Consider the following 12,714-nt stretch of genomic DNA (forward strand, 5'->3'; position numbering starts at 1 on the left):
TCAGCGTACGCGCATACGCTACTTACTTCGAACCGCGAACCTCTCGGTTTACATTGTGGCGTGCCTCACGACCCCCTCGTGCGATACGAGGGCGATTTGGGGAAGAGTGGGCGCCATGGGTCCGATGTCGCTTTCGGCGGTCGGGCTGGTCTTCGCCGTCGTGGTACTGCTGTCCCGCACGGTGGCCGGCCGGATCGGACCCGAGGCCTGGGACGTCACCGGGCGTAGAACGGGTCGGCGATGACGGGATAGAGGGCGTCGGCCTCCCGGTGCCCGACGGTCATCACGAGGACCGAGCCGTCGAGGTCGTACGCCGCCGTGATCGGACGGTAGAGCGCGTCGCACGCCCACGGCCGGTGGAACCGGCCCACGGTCGCGCCGTACCGGTCGTGGACGACGTCGTACCCTCCGGACGGCGCCGCGTCGAGGGAGAGGCCTTCGCCGAGTCCCAGGGCGAAGCGGAACTCCGTGGGCGCGTCCGGCCCGTGCAGCACCGTGATGAGGCGCACGCCCGTGGTGGTGGTCTGGGCGATCAGGTCGGTGTCGGTGTCGACGCCGGGGAAGACCCGGAGAGTCGGGCGGACGGCGGTGACCGCTCGGTCGTCGGCGGGGCCGGGCAGCCCGATCTGGAGGCGCTGCCCGTTCCGGGTCGGCACGGAGACGCCGTCGAGCGCCCGCGGGCCCCAGGTGACGTCCGGATTGGCCGCCTCGGGCGGCTCCGACCGGCCGCGGAGCAGGAGTATCTGGTTCGCGGTATCCGTCACCGTCACCGCGCCATCGCGCGCGTGTCTCATCCGAGTCCCCTTCTTTCGGGCTATTCGCGGTACGTCATAAGACGCCTATCTTCCCGGTCCGGTGGCCTTCTCCTATGGCGAAGTTCGGATTCCATCGGGCGGGCTGGCCAAGGTGTCGGTCGACTTATGTGGTAATAGGGCGGTTTAAGAGGAATGTCGATGGCCCAGATCGGGCATCCTCCTCCGTGGAAGATTATCCAGGTGGGGGCGTGGTGGGACGCGAGGACCCCCGGTGCCGACTTAATCGATCTTCTGGTATCCGTCCTTTTGGATGATTCGCCCTATTGCCCATAAAGACGGCGGGCGGGGCGGCGATCACGGCGGAGGCGAGGTGCTGTCCGTAAACTGCGATACGGCGGATCAGGTGCGAGCCGAAGGAGTCACATGTCCGAGCAAGCGGAGATGTCGCAGGATCGGGCCACAACAGATGAACCCCAGAAGATCGGCCGAGCAGACCCGGCCGGGCCTTCGATGATGGAGGGACCGGCGCCGGGCCGCCCGCAGGGGCCGGGTGCCACCGTCCGTATCGTCGACCTGCCGGAGTCGGACCAGAAGTCGCTGCGTAACGCCCTGCGTCACGACACGCCACTGCACGACCTGCTCGGTCTGGAGATGGTCGAGATCGGCGAGGATCACGCGGTGCTGTCCATGCCGATCCGGCCGCAGGCGTTCAACAGCACCGGTAACCTGCACGGCGGCGCGATCGCCACGCTCATCGACGTGGCGGCCGGCACGGCCGCGGCCCGGGGGAGCGGGTTCGAGCCGGGCCGGCAGAGCCTCGTCACGGCCGACCTGCACGTCCGGTACCTCGGCCGCCCGCACGGCGACGTGGTCTACGCGCGGGCCCAGGTGCTGAAGGCCGGCCGTCAGCTCATCGTCGTGGAGTGCCGGGTCACCGACGTGGAGGAGCGCGTCATCGCCGCGGCCGACTTCAGCATGATGATCGTGCCGCTGCGCAAGCCGCTGCGGCCGGTCGCGTCCGCGAAGGACACCGACCCGGACCTGTGACCGCCGAAGACCCGGCGCGCCTCCGCGCGCCGGGCCGGGCGTCCGGTCAGCCCGGGTTGGCCGCCAGCGTGTTGAAGAACGCCGGCAGGTTCGGGCTGCCCAGACCCGTCGACAGGTCGAAGCCGGCCGTCGCCGGGTAGTACAGGTTGTTGCCCGCGACCACGTCGGTGTACGGCCTGTTGGCAGCCCCCGCGCTGAGCGCGTGGTAGAAGGTGTCCGGGCCGTAGCAGAAGATGTGGGCTCGCGCCAGCAGGCCCTGGTTCACCAGTGCCATTCCGGCCGCCCAGATGGGCGCCGCCGCGCTCGTGCCGCCGGACGACACCCAATTGCCCCGGAAGTAGATCGGCAGGTTGATCGCGGCCGCGGAGATGTCCGGGACCTGCCGGCCGCCACTGGCGGCGTACCGGTTGTCCGCGCCCGGCGCCTGCTGGTACGACGGCCGCTGGAACACCTTGCTCACTCCGCCGCCGCTGCCCCACTGGTTCTCGCACCGGGACAGGCTCGACCGGTCGGACCAGACGACCTCCCCGGTACGGGCCCCGTTCGGCGCCAGGTCGAGGCGGGTGCCGCCCACCGAGACGGCGTACGGCGAGCTCGCGGGGAAGGAGACGTCGAGCGAGCCGTACTGCCGGTCGGCGAACGCGCCGCAGTCACCGCTCGAGATGAACACCGACATCTGCTCGGTGGCGGTGAGGATCCGAAGGCTCTGGTCGATCGCCTGCATGATGGGCTGCGACAGGAAGCCCTCCGGGCCGCCCATGCTGATGCTGACGATGCTGCCCGGCCGCTTCTTGTCGGCGTTGTCGTCGATGATCCGCTGCAGCGCGTTGTTGAGCGCGGCCCAGGAGTCGGCGCCGTTGCCGCTGTTCAGCAGCTCGGGGTCCTCCTGGTAGTCCACGATGCGCAGGTTCGGGGCCAGGCCCGCCAGCATCTGGATGTCGAGGGTGGCCTCCGCGCCGACCGCGGGCTCGGTCGCCCCGAGGTTCACGTTGCCGAGCTGGATGTGGGCGCCGGTGCACGCGACGTAGTTGGCGACGTCGTTCCGGTCGTACCCGTCCATCTCGACGAGGTTGACCGTCATGTTCTCCCCGCGCCAGCCCTGCCCCCACAGCTGGTTGAACCCGTACGCGGCGGCGACCCGCTGACTCGACGCGAACTTCTGGGGGAACCGCTGGATGCAGCGCCCCGCGCGAGTCGGGAGCGCGCGTCCGGGCGCCGAGGCGCCCAGCGCACGGGCCTTGGGGGCGACGCTGTAGCTCTCCAGGCCCGTGACGGCCAGGATGTACGGCTTGATCTGCTCGGGGATCTGCGGCGGGTGGTTCGGGTCGGGCGTGAAGTAGGTGCGGCCGTTCAGCTTGTGCGTGACGAAGGACGTGCGCAGCAGCTTGGCGGCCTGGCCGGCCTTGACGTCGAAGGTCACGCTGGTGCGCGTCTTGCTGGTCTTGGCCTGGATGTGGGCCTGGTTGAGGTAGGCCTGGACCTTCTGGAGCTGCGCGTCGGTGATGCCGAGGTCCTTGCCGACGTCCCCGGCCCGCTGGGCCGGGCTCTTGCCGTGCCCGAACTTCTTCCAGGCCTCGTCGCTGACCTTCAGCGTGACGCCGACGTGCAGCGTCTTGTCGTCCGGGACCTTGCCGGTGACCGGTGCCTTGAGCACCTTGTCCGGGATCCCGAGATCGAGGGTCGTGAACTTCCACGATACGGCCGCGGTCGGCGATGCCGACGGTTTGCTGGAGTGCCCAGAGCTCCCGCAACCGCTCAGCACGGTCAGTGCGAGCAGCCCGCTGAGATATGCGGTCCGGCGCTTGCGCACGGATCTACCCCGTTTCGTCGTCTATGAATTTCTCGAACACGCACGGGCGGACCGTGCGTGAGCGCTCAGACGAGCGCGACGAATCGCCGGTTCCACTCGTTCGGTCGGGTTTCCGGCTTCCAGGTCGGCGGAGGCGGTCCTGGGACTGATGTGACACCAGTAGCCGGATGACCACTCATGGTGTGTGTGCCCGCATACGATGACAGACCGGAAACGCGGGTAGCAACAACTTCAACGAAGCTTGAAGGGATGTATCGGCTGGCCATGGCCGCGGCGGTCGTCAGGGAGCCGCCCTCGTACCCGTCGCCGGGGCGCTCGTGCCGCCACGCCCTGCACGGCATCCGTGCCGCGTGTACGCCCGCTGCACCCGGCCGCGACCGGCACAGGGCGCCGACGCGTCACAGGGCGCCCGGCCCGGGGCGCCGGAAATGCGTCCGGCCACCTGCTCGGGCAGGTGGCCGGGCTGGTGGCCGGTTCCGGACGGCCGTTAAGTCAGGGGTGAAGCGTTGGGGTGTGCAGGGCGGCGTGCGCCTGCCGGATCTGCGGCCACGACTTCGGCTGAGCCGTCGCGGCGACCGGCTGCGGCGGTGCGGCCGGACGTCCCGGGGTGAACAGCCAGGTCTGGAACAGGTCCCCGAGCCGCTGACCGGACACCCGCTCGGCGTGCGCGACGAACTCCGGGATCGTCGCGTTGCCGTACCGCTTCTGCGCCGCCCAGGTGCGCAGGATCGTGAAGAAGGCCCGGTCGCCGACCTTCGCCCGCAGCGCCTGCAGGGCCATCGCGCCGCGGTCGTAGACGGCGTCGGCGAACTGGTTCTCACCCGGTCCCGGGTCGCCCGGCTTCACCTGCCAGAACGCGTCGTCCGCCGGGTAGGAGTCGTAGGTCTTCTTGGCCAGTTCGGCGGCCGTGCCCTCGCCGTGCTGCTCCGACCACAGCCACTCGGCGTACGTCGCGAACCCCTCGTTCAGCCAGATGTCGCTCCACCGGGCGAGCGAGACGCTGTCCCCGAACCACTGGTGGGCGTTCTCGTGCACGACGAGGTACGGCCGGGGCCCGTTGCGGAAGCCGTACGGGCTGTAGAACACCCGGGTCTGGGTCTCCAGCGCGAAGTGGGAGGTCACGTTCGGCACGTACCCGCCGAGCGAGGTGAACGGGTAGGGGCCGAAGATCCGGCTCTCCCAGTCGACGACCTCGGCGGTCCGCTCGACGCTCGCCTTGGCCGCCGCCGCGCGGTCGGCGGGCAGGTCGGGGCTGTAGGCGGTGATGACCGGGAGGCCGCTCTTCGTCCGGGAGCGATGGACGTCGAACTTGCCGATCGCGAGCGTCGCGAGGTACGTCGCCTGCTGGCGGGTCTCGCGCCAGCCGTACCGCGTCCAGCCGCCCGCGGTGCGCGTGCCGGTCGGCTCGCCGTTGCTGATCGTCTGCAGGCCCTCCGGCACGGCGATCTGGATGTCGTACGTCGCCTTGTCGAGCGGATGGTCGTTGCTGGGGAACCACCACCAGGCGCTCTCCGGCTCCTGCGCGGCGACCGCGCCGTCCGGGGTCCGGGCCCAGCCGACGTAGTCGTTGTACTTCTTCGTCGACGGGACGCCGGAGTACCGGACGACGACGGTGAGCGGCCGGCCCTTGCGGAGGACGGCCGCCGGGGTGATCACCAGCTCGTGGGCGCCGGAGGCCGTGAACCGCGCCGGCCGGCCGTTCACCGTCACCGAGGAGACGTCGAGCAGGAAGTCCAGGTCAAAGCGGGTGAGGTCCTGAGTCGCCCGGGCGGTGATGGTCGCCGTGCCGTCGAGGCGGTCGTCGGACGGCCGGTACCTCAGGTCGAGGCCGTAGTGGGCGACGTCGTAACCGCCGTTCCCGTAGTCGGGGTAGTACGGATCGCCGATCCCCGGCGCGCCCGGGCCGGCGTCCGCGTGGGCGGCCGTGGCCGCCAGGAGGACGCCGGCGGTGGCCGCCACCGCGGCGGTCAGTCGTCTGCTGCGCATTTACTCTCCCGCTTTCTCCAAGTTGACCCGGTGGGATAATAGGGAGTTTCTGTGGCGTCAGGTCAATGGTGTGATGGGCTCCAATGTCGCGTTGAAGTGACGGAGGATGGGAGGGACGGTGACGAGGCGGTAGCCGGGGACGCTCTCGGCCCGCTTGGCCACGGCGGCGACGATCTCGGCGACGTACTCCAGGTGGCTCTGGGTGTAGACCCGGCGCGGCAGGGCGAGGCGGAGCAGTTCGTACGGGGCCGGCGTCCGGAGCCGACCGTCCGAGTCGACCTCGCCGAGGAAGAGCGAGCCCAGTTCCACCGAGCGGATGCCGCCCTCGATGTACAGCGCGCACGCCAGTGCGTGGCCCGGGAACCGCTCCGGCGGAATGTGCGGCAGCAGGCGTCCGGCGTTCAGGTAGACCCCGTGGATCCCCGGCGGCCGTACGGTGCCGACGCCTGCCGTGTTGACGAGTTCGGCGAGGTGCGCGGCCGCGTCGGCCCGGGCGCGCAGGTAGTGCGGATCCGTGACCTCGATCAGCCCTTGGGCGAGCATCTCCAGGTCCCGGCCCGCCAGGCCGCCGTACGTGCGGAACCCCTCCGTGGCGGTCAGGATGAGCTCGCAGCGCCGGGCCACGTCGTCATCGCGGAGCGCGAGCAGGCCACCGATGTTGGCGATCCCGTCCTTCTTCAGGCTCGCCAGGCAGCCGTCGGCCAGCCGGAACGCCGCTTTCGCCACCTCGCGGGGAGAGGAGTTCTCGTAGCCGGGCTCGCGCTGGGTCACCAGCCACGCGTTCTCGGCGAACCGCCCGGCGTCCAGGAAGAACGGCACGGCATGTCGGCGGCAGAGCCGCGACGCGGCCTCGAGGTTGGCCATGGAGACCGGCTGCCCGCCGCCTCCGTTGTTGGTGATCGTCATGATCACGATGCCGATGCGGTCGGCGTCCGGGCCGGTCAGAGCGGCTTCCAGGGCCACCAGATCGATGTTCCCCTTGAACGGCTCGTCGCTTTCGAGGTCCTTCATCTCGGGGCAGGGCAGATCGCGCGCCTCGCACCCGGCCAGCTCCGAGTTGGCGCGCGTGGTGTCGAAATGCGTGTTGCTGATGGTGATCTGGCCCGGCTCGAGCAGCGCGGAGAACAGGATGCGCTCCGCGGCCCGCCCCTGGTGGACGGGGAAGACGTGCGGATAAGCCGTCAGTTCGTCGACGACCGCACGGAACCGATGGTACGACCGCGCGCCCGCGTAGCTCTCGTCGCCCAGCGCGGCGGCCGCCTGCTGGGCGGCGGACAGAGCCCCGGTGCCGGAGTCGGTGAGCAGGTCGATCGTGACCTCGTCCGCGCTCAGGTTGAACAGGTTGTGTCCCGCGCGCTCCAGCGCCTTCTCGCGGACTGCGCGTGTGGTCACCGGAATCGGCTCGACGACCTTGATGCGGTACGGCTCCATGAGGGGCATGCCCTAGCTCCTTGCTGGCCCGGCCTAATTTCGGGCAACCGGTAATGAGGGTTAGGAGCGTATCGGTCATCTAGCCCGTTAACGGGGTATTTCACGTTTACGTAACTGGATTGACCACATGCCGTCAGCGGGTGGCCCTTCGGTCAGGGGATGAGTGAGACGTGTTCCTGGGCGACCGCCTCGATGTCGGCGGCGAGGTGGTCCGTCGGCGTACCGGATCGTCGCGGTGCCGCCCGCCTCGCCGTGGCTCGCACGAGCGCGAGGTGGTGGCGGCCCGGCGGTACGGCGAGCTACCGGCCGACCTCGATGTTTTTACGGATGCGGGGACGAAAGACCCTACTACCAGTCGAATCCCGGTCAGGACCGTGGAGGTATCGATGTCCGGGGGATGAGGGTCATGCGATGCGACTTCGAAGTGGAGATCCTGCGCGGTGGCATCGGGGAATATCAGGTCAATGTGTTGTCGTCGCCCGCCGGCGGCACGTCGGGGCGGCTCCGGCTCGACACGAATGCGCTGCTCGCGCGGCGTCGTGAACTGCAGTCGGTGGTGCTGGCCTCCGCGGTGACCAGCCGGGCCCACGATTCGACCGCCGAAGGGCCCGTACGAGACATCGGGAACGTGCTCTTCTCCGCCCTCTTCAACGGGCCGGTGTACGGACGTTACGCGGGAAGCCTCGCCGCCGCGGCCGAACGCGGAGAGTCGCTGCGCGTCGTTCTGCGGCTCCAGGACCCCGAACTCGCCGCGTTGCCGTGGGAGACGATGTTCGATTCCGAGAATGACATTTATGTCTGCCAGGCCGAGCCGATCCTGCGCTACATGACCGTTCCGTCGGCGACCCATCCGCTGCACATCGATCCGCCGTTGCGCATTCTCGGCATGACCGCGAGCCCCTCCGACCTCTGCCCGCTCGACGTCGCGGAAGAGCAGCGCCGGCTGAGCGAGGTCCTGGCGGGCCTGGGCGGCCAGGTCGAGCTCGTCTGGGCGGACGGCGGGGGATGGATGGACCTCCAGCGCAAACTCCTCGCCGGACCGTGGCACGTCGTGCACTTCATCGGCCATGGTGGCTTCCGGGGCGGGGCGGGAGTCCTGGCGCTGGTCGGTCCCGGGGGGACCGCCGACCATGTCTCGGCGTCGAGGTTCACGACGCTGCTCAGCACGGCGGCCCCGCAGCCGAGGCTGGTCGTGCTCAATTCCTGTTCGTCCGGAGAGACGGGTGTGGAGGACCTGTTCTCGAGCACCGCCGCCGCGCTCGTACGCAGCGGAGTGCAGGCCGCCGTCGCCATGCAGTTCGCGATCAGCGATCCTGCCGCGACGGCGTTCGCCGGTGGTTTCTACTCCGGGGTCGTCGGCAACCGGGCGATCAGCGAGGCGGTGCGCATCGGCCGCATCGCGATCATCGGCTCGGGCGCCGACACCCTCGAGTGGGTGACGCCCGTCCTCTACCTGCGTGGCGAGGATTCACCGCTGTTCACCGTCTCCGGCGCGAAGCCGGAGACGGCCACGGGGTCGCCCGAGGAGACCGGGCAGACGGCGGCCCTGCGGGCGAACTACATCCAGGCACTGGGAGAACTCCGGCACCACGACTACGAGGCGGCGATCACCCTGCTTAACGGTGTCCTCACGCTCGACCCGGGCTACCGGGACGCGGCCGAGCGGCGAGACCGGGCGCGTGCCGCCCTGCGCGCCGCCAAGGCCTTCGAACGCGGCCAGGCGGCGGAGCGGAACGGCGAATGGGATGCCGCGATCCGTTCGTACGCGACGGTGATCGAGCAGGACCCCGAGCATCCCGAGGCGTTCATCAGGCGCGACGACTGCCTTCGCGGGCAGCGCATCGCCGACCTGGAGGCCGAGCGGCGACTGTACGAGGACCTGGGGAACGAGCGGGTCGCCGACGAGGTGAGCGCCGAACTGGAGGCGCTGCGGTCACCGCCCTCGGCTCACCCGCCCCATGGCGCGCCGCCTCCACCGCCAGAGGGCGTCACGGGCACCGGTGGCGTCTCAGGAACACCGCCGCCATCCGTCGCCGGTCGGCCTTCGCCGCGACGCCGGGCATCGCGGCGGCGGTGGGCCGCCGTGCCCCTGGTCCTCCTCGTAGCGCTCGGTCTCTACGGCATCGTGTCCGCCTACCAGAAGAGTCACGACCCGGACCGGCGTCTGTGGAGCTACATCGGGATGACCCCATACGCCGCCGACTGCGAGAAAGGCCCGTCCAACCATGCCGACGGGATCCTGGCCCAGGCGTCATGCTCCGAGGATTTCCCCGTTCTGTTCCAGCTGTTCACATCCACGAGGGCCATGGACGACTATGCGAAACGGGGAGGGCGGCGGTGGGAGTGCCATGCCAAGAGGCCGCCGCGTGTGGGCGAGAAGATCTGGCAGAGTCACAGCGGAAACCTCACCGGAATACTGAGCTGTGAGGCGCGCACGACGCGAGGTTCAAAACATCAGTACATCTACTGCGCGACCGCGGACCAGTTCCGTCTGCGCTTCTGCCTGTACGGCGGTGAGAACGTGTCGGCCTACGACGCGATGATGCCGATGTCCAAGCGGGTCAACACCATTCTGGACGAACTGCGGAAGTAGCGGGCTCGCCGAGCCGGGAACGCACATCCGGCGGTCAGGAGCGTCGCCACGTCAACTCGACCGCGAAGTTGGCGTCGGCGCCGGTCTCCGCGATGATCGCCCCCGCCTTGACATGAAGGTCGAGGCCGAACGTGATGTGCATCTCGTCCGGCGGATCGGCGAGTGCCCGCAACCGGGCCACCAGGGCCTGCGCGGCGGGCCGTATCTGATCTATCGCCTCCTCGAAGGTGCGCTGTGCCTGCTCGACGACGCGGCCCCCGTCGATGCCGCGGAGCACGGGGCCGTCATCGCACGTCGGGACGTCCGTCACCGCGATGACGACCGTGCCCCCGTCCTCCAGCGGGAACTCCACCAGCCTTCCCATCGCGCCGCTCCTCCGATCCTCGCTCGGCCGTGTCACGCCTTCCGGGTCGTACGGTCGCGGGTACCGGTCATTGGTTGAGCGTGACGTGTTCGTGGGTGACCGCCTCGATGTCGGAGGCGGCGAGGTCGAGCAGCCGGTGCGCCAGGTCGGACAGCGCCCGCGACGTCGCGAGCTCCGCGCCGATCTCCGGGACGTCCCAGTCGGCCGGGTTGCATCGCGCCTTTCCACGGCCGCGCGCCTTCTCGGTGTCCCGGGCGAGGAGCCGCGCCTCGGCGTGTGTCTGGCCCTCCTGTTCGTCGAGGTAGATCTCGACGGACCATCGATCCTGCATTCTCATCTCCACCCTCCTTGGACGCCGGGCCTCCCTACTACGAGGCTTCCGCCGGCAGGCGGACGAAGGCAGGGGCGAAGGTCCCTCATCGCGGTGCGCCCACGGGTGCCGGACGAATGCCGCAAAGCGGGCCTATGCAATGGGGATCTTCGCGTACCGTTGTCCCGGTCCTCCTGAAGTCGATCGATCGGGAGTCGCCCGGCACATGGAATCCCCCCACCGGTTCGAGATTCCCCGCCTGACCGCACTTCTCCTGCACGCGCTGCCCCGGGTCGTCGAAGGCATGATCGCCCCCGTGGTGGTGTTCTACGCGGGGCTCATCCTGCTCGGTCTGAACGGCGCGCTGGTGACCGCGGTCGCCTGGGTCTACGGCGGGATCCTCGTCCGCGTCGTACGGCGCCGCCCCGTGCCCGGCACCCTCCTGCTCGCGGCACTAGGCGTGACCGCCCGCGCCGCCCTCGCCGCGGTCACGGGAAGCGCCGTCGTCTACTTCCTCCAGCCGACTCTGGGCACGATGCTGGTCGCCCTGTCGTTCCTCGCCTCGGTGCCGCTCGGCCGCCCTCTCGCCGCCAAGGTCGCCACCGACCTGGTGCCGCTGCCGGAGGCGTTCCTCGCCCACCACCGCGTCCGCCGGTTCTTCCTGCGGATCTCGCTGCTGTGGTCCCTCACCTTCACGCTCAACACCGCCATCAGCCTCTGGCTGCTGTTCAACCAGTCGATCGGCACGTACCTGTGGGTCCGGACCACGGCGGTCGGGCTCCTGGGAGCGGTCGCGGTGCTGATCTCGGTGTGGGGGTTCAAGCGCTGCGTGAACCGCGTCACGGCGGTCCCCGCGCTGCCCGGTATGGCTCCGTCCGCCGAGGTCCCCGCGCTGCCCGGTATGGCTCCGTCCGCCGAGGTCCCCGCGCTGCCCGGATCGGCCCGGTCCGCCGACCTGGCCCTGCGGTGACGGCGACCTGATCTCGCCCATCGCGGCGAACCAACACGCCGTAGGTGACATCTCTCCCTATGAGGGCATCTGGCCCCCAACCCCTGATCGCCATCGCATGTCGAGGGAGAGATTCGCGTGAAGCGCCGAACGATGCTCACGGTAACCGGAGCGACGACGCTGCTGCTGTCCACGGGATGCGGTCTGTCCGGCTCGTCGGCCTCGCCGGCCTCGGTCACCATCACGCCTGCCAACGGCGCGGCCGACAGCCGTCCCGACCAGCCGATCGTCGTCAAAGCGGCCAAGGGAAGGCTGGGCGACGTCACCGTACGATCCGACGGCGGGCAGGTCGCCGGCACGTTCGACAAGGGCCACGCCCAGTGGACGTCGAGCGGGATGCTCAAGCCCGCGACGAAGTACACGGTCACGGCGACGGCGAAGAACTCCGGCGGTAAGACCACCACGGCGAACAGTGCGTTCCAGACGCTCACTCCGAAACGGACGTTCGGCATCGCGGACATCACGCCGATGCCCGGAGAGACGGTCGGCGTGGGGATGCCGCTCATCGTCAAGTTCAGCGACCCGGTCTACAACAAGGAGAACGTCGAGCGCGCCCTGCGGGTCACCTCGTCCAAGCCGGCCGAGGGCGCCTGGCGGTGGTATGGGAACCAGGAGGCCGTCTACCGCACCAAGGACTACTGGCAGCCGCACCAGACCGTGACGTTCACCGCCAACCTGACCGGCGTCCGCGGTGCCAAGGACACCTACGGGACCAAGGACTACAGCCGGACCATCACGATCGGCGACTCCCACGTCAGCACCGTCGACGTGAAGGAGCACCAGATGACGGTCACGGTCAACGGCCGGACGGCCAAGACCGCCCCGATCAGCGCCGGCAAGGGCGGAGAGCAGAAGTACACCACCACGAACGGCGTCCACGCGGTCATGGGCAAGCAGAGCCCCGTCACGATGACGTCCGGCTGGATGGGCGTGACGAACACGAGCGACCCGAACTACTACAGCCTCACCGTCTACCAGGCCGTGCAGATCTCCTCCAGCGGCGAGTACGTCCACTCCGCGCCCTGGTCCGTCGGCTCGCAGGGCAAGGAGAACGTCAGCCACGGCTGCGTCAACGCGCCCCCGTCCTTCGCCAAGTGGTTCTACGACCTGTCGAACCGCGGGGACATCGTCAAGGTCACCGGCACCGACCGCGAGCTCGAGCCGGACAACGGCTACGGCTACTGGCAACTGTCCTGGTCCGACTGGCAGAAGGGCAGCGCCCTGCACTGACATCGAGCCGGATCCCGGTGCAGGCCGGCATCGTCGCGGGTGAAGCACGTCCGTCGCGTCCCGGCGTTGACAGCGGTCATGGCCGATCGTAATCTCGGCGCGAGCCCGCTATTAGGAAAGTTTACTAAAGAAGGGACTTTCGGCTCATCTCAGGGCTCCATTCTCAGCGCCCGCCACCC

The 12,714-nt window shown here is 69.3% G+C and carries 10 protein-coding genes; 4 read left to right on the plus strand and 6 right to left on the minus strand.

The window, feature by feature from the left end; all coding sequences use genetic code 11:
* Positions 1 to 215: 215 nt before the first annotated feature.
* The gene (locus ABEA24_RS50745) at positions 216 to 794 is read right to left on the minus strand and encodes a hypothetical protein (RefSeq protein ID WP_345443398.1); all 579 of its coding nucleotides are present in this window, start codon (positions 792 to 794) and stop codon (positions 216 to 218) included.
* A gap of 384 nt (positions 795 to 1,178) precedes the next feature.
* Between ABEA24_RS50745 and ABEA24_RS50750 the strand changes: the two genes are divergently transcribed.
* Entirely contained in the window at positions 1,179 to 1,802 is a 624-nt protein-coding gene (locus ABEA24_RS50750) for a PaaI family thioesterase (protein ID WP_345443400.1), read from the plus strand.
* Positions 1,803 to 1,848: 46 nt separating this feature from the next.
* On the opposite strand, the gene ABEA24_RS50755 is transcribed toward ABEA24_RS50750, so the two are convergent.
* The 3 genes from ABEA24_RS50755 to ABEA24_RS50765 all read right to left on the minus strand — a co-directional run bounded on the left by ABEA24_RS50755 (position 1,849) and on the right by ABEA24_RS50765 (position 7,038).
* Entirely contained in the window at positions 1,849 to 3,612 is a 1,764-nt protein-coding gene (locus ABEA24_RS50755) for a S53 family peptidase (RefSeq protein ID WP_345443403.1), read from the minus strand.
* Between the two features lie 492 nt (positions 3,613 to 4,104).
* Positions 4,105 to 5,598 carry a M1 family metallopeptidase gene (locus ABEA24_RS50760; protein ID WP_345443406.1) on the minus strand — a complete coding sequence of 498 codons (1,494 nt, stop codon included), beginning with the start codon at positions 5,596 to 5,598 and terminating at the stop codon, positions 4,105 to 4,107.
* Positions 5,599 to 5,655: 57 nt separating this feature from the next.
* Positions 5,656 to 7,038: a tryptophanase gene (locus tag ABEA24_RS50765; protein ID WP_345443409.1), complete on the minus strand. Its 1,383-nt coding sequence runs from the start codon at positions 7,036 to 7,038 to the stop codon at positions 5,656 to 5,658.
* A 397-nt stretch (positions 7,039 to 7,435) separates the two neighbouring features.
* Here ABEA24_RS50765 and ABEA24_RS50770 point away from each other — a divergent pair, with 397 nt between their 5' ends.
* Positions 7,436 to 9,622, plus strand: coding sequence for a CHAT domain-containing tetratricopeptide repeat protein (locus tag ABEA24_RS50770; RefSeq protein WP_345443412.1), 2,187 nt, complete (start codon positions 7,436 to 7,438; stop codon positions 9,620 to 9,622).
* A 34-nt stretch (positions 9,623 to 9,656) separates the two neighbouring features.
* Here the strand turns inward: ABEA24_RS50770 and ABEA24_RS50775 are convergent, their stop codons facing one another.
* The gene (locus ABEA24_RS50775) at positions 9,657 to 9,986 is read right to left on the minus strand and encodes a CU044_2847 family protein (protein WP_345443415.1); all 330 of its coding nucleotides are present in this window, start codon (positions 9,984 to 9,986) and stop codon (positions 9,657 to 9,659) included.
* A 67-nt stretch (positions 9,987 to 10,053) separates the two neighbouring features.
* Positions 10,054 to 10,323, minus strand: a complete 270-nt coding sequence (locus tag ABEA24_RS50780; RefSeq protein ID WP_345443417.1) for a DUF1876 domain-containing protein — start codon at positions 10,321 to 10,323, stop codon at positions 10,054 to 10,056.
* Between the two features lie 199 nt (positions 10,324 to 10,522).
* Here ABEA24_RS50780 and ABEA24_RS50785 point away from each other — a divergent pair, with 199 nt between their 5' ends.
* Together ABEA24_RS50785 and ABEA24_RS50790 are read left to right on the plus strand one after the other, a co-directional pair.
* Entirely contained in the window at positions 10,523 to 11,266 is a 744-nt protein-coding gene (locus tag ABEA24_RS50785) for a VC0807 family protein (protein ID WP_345443419.1), read from the plus strand.
* A 117-nt stretch (positions 11,267 to 11,383) separates the two neighbouring features.
* A complete protein-coding gene (locus ABEA24_RS50790) occupies positions 11,384 to 12,535 on the plus strand; it encodes a L,D-transpeptidase (protein WP_345443422.1) in 1,152 nt (383 codons plus the stop codon).
* Positions 12,536 to 12,714: the final 179 nt, after the last annotated feature.

The sequence above is a fragment of the Actinoallomurus vinaceus genome (genome assembly GCF_039542055.1).
Taxonomy (GTDB): domain Bacteria; phylum Actinomycetota; class Actinomycetes; order Streptosporangiales; family Streptosporangiaceae; genus Actinoallomurus; species Actinoallomurus vinaceus.

Bases quoted from the DNA above. Each gene is read 5' to 3' on its own strand.
- ABEA24_RS50760 (WP_345443406.1), bottom strand. From the start codon at position 5,598: ATGCGCAGCAGACGACTGACCGCCGCGGTGGCGGCCACCGCCGGCGTC.
- ABEA24_RS50750 (WP_345443400.1), top strand. From the start codon at position 1,179: ATGTCCGAGCAAGCGGAGATGTCGCAGGATCGGGCCACAACAGATGAA.
- ABEA24_RS50785 (WP_345443419.1), top strand. From the start codon at position 10,523: ATGGAATCCCCCCACCGGTTCGAGATTCCCCGCCTGACCGCACTTCTC.
- ABEA24_RS50765 (WP_345443409.1), bottom strand. From the start codon at position 7,038: ATGCCCCTCATGGAGCCGTACCGCATCAAGGTCGTCGAGCCGATTCCG.
- ABEA24_RS50745 (WP_345443398.1), bottom strand. From the start codon at position 794: ATGAGACACGCGCGCGATGGCGCGGTGACGGTGACGGATACCGCGAAC.
- ABEA24_RS50780 (WP_345443417.1), bottom strand. From the start codon at position 10,323: ATGAGAATGCAGGATCGATGGTCCGTCGAGATCTACCTCGACGAACAG.
- ABEA24_RS50770 (WP_345443412.1), top strand. From the start codon at position 7,436: ATGCGATGCGACTTCGAAGTGGAGATCCTGCGCGGTGGCATCGGGGAA.
- ABEA24_RS50775 (WP_345443415.1), bottom strand. From the start codon at position 9,986: ATGGGAAGGCTGGTGGAGTTCCCGCTGGAGGACGGGGGCACGGTCGTC.